This window comes from Nodularia sp. LEGE 04288 (assembly GCF_963896525.1).
In the GTDB taxonomy this organism is placed as follows: Bacteria; Cyanobacteriota; Cyanobacteriia; order Cyanobacteriales; family Nostocaceae; genus Nodularia.
Window position 1 is genome coordinate 1 of the sequence record NZ_CAWQOY010000048.1, and the last position, 6,701, is coordinate 6,701.

General features: G+C 42.9%; 4 protein-coding genes. 1 reads left to right on the forward strand and 3 read right to left on the reverse strand.

What is annotated here, in order from left to right; all coding sequences use genetic code 11:
• Positions 1–221 precede the first annotated feature (221 nt).
• Complete coding sequence (locus AACX33_RS04085; RefSeq protein WP_228049002.1) at positions 222–1,058, forward strand: class I SAM-dependent methyltransferase; 837 nt, start codon at positions 222–224, stop codon at positions 1,056–1,058.
• A 39-nt stretch (positions 1,059–1,097) separates the two neighbouring features.
• Here the strand turns inward: AACX33_RS04085 and AACX33_RS04090 are convergent, their stop codons facing one another.
• The 3 genes from AACX33_RS04090 to AACX33_RS04100 all read right to left on the reverse strand — a co-directional run bounded on the left by AACX33_RS04090 (position 1,098) and on the right by AACX33_RS04100 (position 6,621).
• Complete coding sequence (locus tag AACX33_RS04090) at positions 1,098–3,836, reverse strand: chloride channel protein (RefSeq protein WP_194000548.1); 2,739 nt, start codon at positions 3,834–3,836, stop codon at positions 1,098–1,100.
• A 355-nt stretch (positions 3,837–4,191) separates the two neighbouring features.
• Positions 4,192–5,505 (reverse strand): TldD/PmbA family protein, encoded by a 1,314-nt coding sequence (locus tag AACX33_RS04095; protein ID WP_194000550.1) that lies wholly within the window; start codon positions 5,503–5,505, stop codon positions 4,192–4,194.
• A 252-nt stretch (positions 5,506–5,757) separates the two neighbouring features.
• Positions 5,758–6,621: a Tab2/Atab2 family RNA-binding protein gene (locus tag AACX33_RS04100; RefSeq protein ID WP_194000552.1), complete on the reverse strand. Its 864-nt coding sequence runs from the start codon at positions 6,619–6,621 to the stop codon at positions 5,758–5,760.
• Positions 6,622–6,701 lie beyond the last annotated feature (80 nt).

The window sequence follows — 6,701 nt, forward strand, 5'->3', positions numbered from 1 at the left end:
CCCCTAACCCCTCCCCGCAGGCGAGGAGGGGAACTGGATTTCTGGTTAAATTCTATTTATGCATCTTTATATTAAATTGGTATTAGATGTTGAATCATTGTTACTAAGTTAGGTATAAAGATGAAATTTGCAAGCTGTGTTGATTCAAGATTTCACAAATTTTTTAGAAGCAATGCAACATCTGATTAGATAAGAATCCCCCACATTTTTTATCAAAATAAATGATTAATCCAAACACTGTCAGCTTAGGTACTATTCAAGAAACACTGCTAATTACCCTGTGGGCAAGGGCATTTGAAATGAACCAAATCGACCCCATTATGGTTGATTCAGGGTCTGCTGATATCCTGGCTAAAATTGACTATGATTTTCAAAGATTCTCCCAAGACAAAAGCTCTCAAGCGATAATATGTATTCGCAACAAAGCATTTGACGAGATAGTTAAACAGTTTTTGCAAACCTATTCACTAACTTCTATTTTAGAAATTGGCACAGGTTTGAATAATAGATTTGAACGATTAGATGATGGTAATTTAAATTGGTTTGATCTAGATTTACCTGATACAATGGCTGTCAGAAAACGCTTTTTTCAGGAGAGTGATCGCCGTCGATTTATTTCGGCTTCTGTGTTAGAAACAGAGTGGATAGATGAGGTTAAAAGCTTAAGCAATAGTCCAATGTTATTTATTGCAGAGGGTGTTTTACTTTATTTTTCTGAGCAGCAAGTGAAGAGGATATTTAAAACATTGGCAGAACACTTTCCGGGTTCGTGGATTTTATTTGATGCCACTTCCCCATTCTTAATTAGCATTCGTCGTGGATTCGATGCAGTTAAATATACAAATGCTAAGTACCAGTGGGGAATTCGCAATATTCAGGAAATACAAGCTTGGGATTCAAGATATCAGGTGCATCGTTCGCTCTATATCCCAGCAGATTTTCCTCAATACTTAAACAGATTTCCTTTTATAGAACGGTTGATGATGTACTTATTTCCCAGATTTCAACGTATGTACGGGGTACATTTGATTAAATTATCAGATTTTAATGCTCAATGATTTGAATATTTATAAGGAAGATTAAGATCAAGAAAATGCCTAACTACTAATTGCGCCTCTGACTAAAATGACTGTACAGTCCACACCAGAGGCGATCGCTTCGGGAATATTACCTTGAACTGCTTGCTGTAATAATCCCTCACGAGAAGCCCCTACAACCACAACATCATAACCTTCGGTTTTCACGAGGTTAATCACTCCTTCCGCTACCGAATCTGCTTGGACTGGGATAGCAACTACATTGCTGGATAATTTGCGGCGACGCATCAGAATGCGGGTGGCTTGTTCTAAAACTGTCATGTCTGGTTTTAATTGAGATGGTTTAAACACCTGCGTCAGCCGAATGTATGGATCATTCCCCAATGTCACTAAGGCAGGTAATAATTTAATCGCTACCCTGACATTGGGGCCGCCAGCCATTGTTACTAGCCAACGGTTGAATTGGGGAGTGGGTAGAGACGCGATTGATGCGCCAGCAGGTTGGGGAAATTCCCCCCGTTGTAGCGATTGGCGTTGCATCTCTTCAAGGGACTGAGGAAATTTAGTAGCAAATATTTTTTGTGCTTTTTGCCCCAGTTTTACTAGCATTACGTCGCAGGTGGCTTGGCGAATTATGGTGTCTACAACATTGCCAAAAATCCGTCCAGGTGTAGAAGTTTCACCTTTCCATCCCATTAAAATCAGGTTTATATGCCGTTCGTCGATGGTTTCCAATATTGCCTGGGCGGGGTCGTGGGCGACTCTAATTTGGGTGTGTAAGGGAATTTTCCACTTTTTTGCTAAAACTTCGGCTTGTCGGAGTAAGCGGCGACTTTTGGCGGTTCTGACTGGTGTTTCTGATGGCGAACTTTGACGCGATACTAAGATTATTTGCACGCATTCGATTTCATAATGGCGATCGCGTGCAATCGCTGCGGCCATTTGTAAGAGGATAGCGGCGGTTTCGGGATTCGCTACTGGGACTAATAATCGACCTCTGCCAATATTAGGCGATCGCGTTTGATAAACTACATAAGAAGGTTCCGGCTGTGATTCTGGGGTAACGTTGCCATAATTAAGATGTTCAGCCTGGGCGCGGATGATGTCTGCACGGGTAATAATCCCAACTAATTTCCGCCCTTCGACTACTGGTAAGCGGCTGATTTGATAGCGATCGAGCAAATACAGGACATTACTGAGGTTATGTTTGGATTTTACCGTCATTGGCGAGTGGATCATAATCTCCCTTAATGAGACATCCTTTGGTGACTGGCTATTACCCAGGATGTACGAATCACTATCGCGTTGGGTGACAAAATCCGATTGGGTGATAATTCCTACTAGCTTGCCGTTTTCTACCACTGGAAAGCCCCGATGATGGGAACGAGAAAATACTTGCATTGCTTCTTCTAATGTCATATCTGCATCCAGAGTTTCGACTCGATGCTGCATCACATCGTGGGCTGTTAACTTGGTTAATATCCCCTCGGCGGAAACTGCTTTCGTAATTGTGATGCCTTTTAGCTGTAATAGTTTGTCATATAACGATCCAGGCATTACTTTGTCAGAAACCAAGTAAGCGGCTACAGAGACAATCATCAATGGTAGTACCAAATTGAAATCTGTAGTCATTTCAAACACAATCACAATGGCTGTGATTGGGACTTTAGAAACGGCACTAAAAAAACCTCCCATACCGGCTAAAGCGTAAGTCGTGGGAGAATCCACTGCTAAGAAATAAGAGGAAGTTACACCAACCAGGTGTCCTAAACAAGAACCTAAAATCAGACTAGGTGCAAATAACCCCCCAGGCGCACCGGAACCAAAGGCGATCAGGGTAAGAATAAATTGAGAAAAAAAGGCGATCGCGGCAAAAGACACATTGGCTTCACTGATAATCATGTACTCCCGTAAACCTGCATAATTACGGAAAGATTCTGGGAGTATTGCCACGACTAGACCGGAAATGCATCCAGCTAAAGCCATTTTTAGGGGTAAGCTGAGGTGGAAAGTTTGATAAATTTTGATACTAGCAATTAGACCACGATTAAATAATGCCCCCAGAAAACCTGCTAAAATCCCCAACAACACAAAAAAGGGAATTTCTGGCAAGGTGAAATTACTAGAGTATTGCATCAACTCCAAATTTAGTTGCAAACTACCGCCACCTAATAGTCGGGAGACTACACCACCAATAAAGGAAGCGATAATGGCAGTTCCTAAAGTCAGCCCTGATAAATCCTGGAGTAATTCTTCAACAATAAATAATACTCCGGCGATTGGGGCATTGAAAGCTGCGGCTAAACCCGCACCCGCACCCGCCGCAATCATCTGTCGTCGATGATCTGGGGAAGTGGGAACCCAGCTACTCATTCCTGCGGCTAAACCCGCCCCTACATGAACGGTGGGGCCTTGTCGCCCTAAAGCCATTCCTGAACCAAGGGTGATGATGGCACTGATTAACTTTATAATTGCGACTCGCCAAGATAATGTAATTGGGACATTAGCCAGGGTGGCTTTCACTTGAGGGATACCGCTACCTGAAGCCTCTGGGGCAAATCTATTAACTAACCAACCAGCTATCAACCCAAAACTCAGACCAATTCCTGGTAAGACTAACCATGCTGGTGAGATTTGGCTAGTCTGGACTCGCCATGTCCCCAACCATCCTGATCCAGATTTGAGGAATACCGCAGATAGGGCGGCGACAAGACCAATAATACAAGCTTCGGCGATCGCTAAACCTTTTCTCGGTTGCAACCAGAAGCGAAAGCGCTGATTTAGAGCAGAAAGCGCCATAATAATTAAAAATTCATCTGATCAAAACAACCAAAGTTGACCTAAAAAAGCCAGTTTTAAAAAAAGCATATCTATTCAACATATTGCTAGAAATAGTTCTGTTAGCACAGAAGAAGTCTTCTCTGATCAGATGCTTCGCATTCGCACAGCGTCTTTGCAGGAGAAGAAGGCCAAGTTAAGAGAGGGTTTTTTCCAGATACTGAGTTAGACGCAAGTTTATAGATAATTTTTTACAAACTAACTTACCAGAAAATCCCACATATGTTTATTTTCCCTGGTTATAGTTATAGCCTGAGAAAGCGCATTTTTAATTAATCAGAAGTGATAAATTAAGCTGGGATGCTAGCTGGAATTTTTAAGAAATTCTCCCAGTTACAGACAATCCTTCTACTATCAGTGATGGTGTATAACAAGACCCATTCCAATCAGCATCGTTACCTAATGCTACTAATTGTTTGAGAACTGTGTAGACGTTACCTGCGACCATCGTATCTTTAACACGCCCAATTATCTGACCGTTTTTGACACGATAGCCCAAATCAATATTGATGGAAAAGTCGCCAGAAATACCGTTGCCACCACCTAGCATTTGATCGACAATTAAGCCATCATCCATTTGGTGAATTAAATCTTGGAGTGATGCTGAACCAGGCTGGATCAAGAAATTAAATAAGCCAGGGCTAGGATAACTGCCAAAACTAGGGCGAAAACCGTTACCAGTCGTGTTAATACCTAGTTGTTTTCCTGTGGTGCGATCGCAATAAAAATTTTGTAAAATTCCGTCTTGGATAAATACTAAAGCAGTTGTGGGAGTACCTTCATCATCAAAAGGACAACTGTAAGGGCCAGCCTGTGGGTCTTGGTAAAGGGTGAGGCTGGGTGACATCACTGGTTTACCCAGACGTTCTACCCAAGGAGAAGCTACTTCCAGAATCCGCTTACCATTTAACGCTGCTTGTGCAGTCCCCCAAAGCATATCAGCCGCTTTAGATGTAAATAAAACTGGAACGCGACCGGTGGGGGGTGGGACGTTTTCTCTAGACCAATCTAATCTTTGTAAAATTTGATGGGCTAATTTCTCAGGGTGGAGAATATCCCGTTGGGTTTGTCCATCCGCAACGCTTAAAAAATCATCACCCCTGACCCATTCGGCAGCCATGTAGCAACTGAGGGTTGTATCACTGTAGTAACAATCTAAACCTTGACTATTGGAAAGTCTAGTAGTTTCCACATCACATTCCCAGTCACTGTTGCACAGCACATCTGGATAGACATCACGAATGAGAGCGATCGCTTCTTTGCCCCAGTTGACCAATAGTTCTAAGGGTACAGATGACCCGATGTCTGGATAAGATGGCTGAGAATTCTTGACTAACTCCACTGCTTCTGGTTGATTCAGCTGAGTCAAAGCCAAAGCTCGTTCCACCATTGTTTGGGCGGCGACAGAACCATAAGCTACCGTCAGTCCTGGTCGCCCGTTGCGCCATAGTCGTAGTGCTGTGCCTTCAGATTGGCTAGTTTCTAGCTGTTTGAGACGGTTAGCCTCAAAAAATACGGGACGAGAAAGCGATCGCGACTGATAAACTTCCGCAGCTTCAGCTCCCGATTTGATAGCTAGTTCCAGCAGTTGTTCTGCTAGTGTATCTTGTGTCAAGTTTTCAGAACCCATGACCCTCGGTGAATTGTGGATTTTGGATTTTCAGCTGCAAATCAATCAACGCAGATAATTATCCCTAATCATTGGTGTCTATCGGCATATATTGGCAAAAGCCATTTGAAAATGCAGATGGACGCAGACAATTATCCCAAATCATTGGTAACTATCCGCGTTTCATCCACCAAAAAAATTCTCCGAAAATCATCGGTATGTATTAGTCTGTATCAGTATTGGGCATTTGACTAACTGATCACTCCTCTCTACTTACGCAATATTTAAATTTTGGAGAAGCCAGAATCCGGTGAAAGATTCTGCTTGAGGATCAGACTGAACACCAATAAAATGCACTCCATTAGCTTCTTCTTTGGCTTTCTCATAACCTTTGGCTTCTGCTAAAGTTTGGGGATTTTTGATATTAGCCAAAATCCAACTTTCCGTAGCACCAGTTTCTAAAACCAATCTTTCCCCTTGTTTAGTGTCAAAGTTCAAGCAAGCCAATTCCAAACCCGACAGCCACCCGGCTATAGGTAAGGCTCTAGGTGAGAAAATTAACACACCAGGAATGCGAGTTTCAGGAGACACATTAGCCAACTCCAGGGGAAAAGCTTCACCAAAGCCAATCTCCCATTCTGACATTTCGGCAAAATCAGCAGCTTGTAGGCTAACAAATGCCCACTGCTTACCTTCTAAAGCATCTGGTAAACGTTGAGGTAAAGGGCTGTCTAAGCGCACCGAGAGATTAGTACCGCCTTGATACCCTGGTTCTTGAGGATAAACTTCCTCCATGCGCTGTTTCAACCATTGATTGAGAACTAAAATACGGCGGCTAGGTTGAGCAGGGATACCCACATCCTGGCAAGCTTTAGTAATCATGTTGCTCATTTGACGGCGGAAAAAGCGGATTCTGATTGGTGCTTCCCCTGCCTTTTCGATGGCTTCCTGTAACGCCCTCCGCAACCAACCCGAATTTACCTGAGTGCTGGGGCAATATTGTGCATAACGAAACAAAGATTCCGGTTTGGTGCGGATATCCGAAGGACTTTCGCAAACTAAGACTTCCCAAACTTTTTTCTGATTTTCGTCCAAAATTGGACGAGAGTAAAAATCGATTTCCCAAATACTACCCATGTTTTGCCGTGAGATTCTGGCGACTTGATATTTTCTTATATTTTCATGATAGGAGGAAATGGGGAGTGGGGAGTAGGGAG

Bases quoted from the DNA above. Each gene is read 5' to 3' on its own strand.
- AACX33_RS04085 (WP_228049002.1), top strand. From the start codon at position 222: ATGATTAATCCAAACACTGTCAGCTTAGGTACTATTCAAGAAACACTG.
- AACX33_RS04090 (WP_194000548.1), bottom strand. From the start codon at position 3,836: ATGGCGCTTTCTGCTCTAAATCAGCGCTTTCGCTTCTGGTTGCAACCG.
- AACX33_RS04095 (WP_194000550.1), bottom strand. From the start codon at position 5,505: ATGGGTTCTGAAAACTTGACACAAGATACACTAGCAGAACAACTGCTG.
- AACX33_RS04100 (WP_194000552.1), bottom strand. From the start codon at position 6,621: ATGGGTAGTATTTGGGAAATCGATTTTTACTCTCGTCCAATTTTGGAC.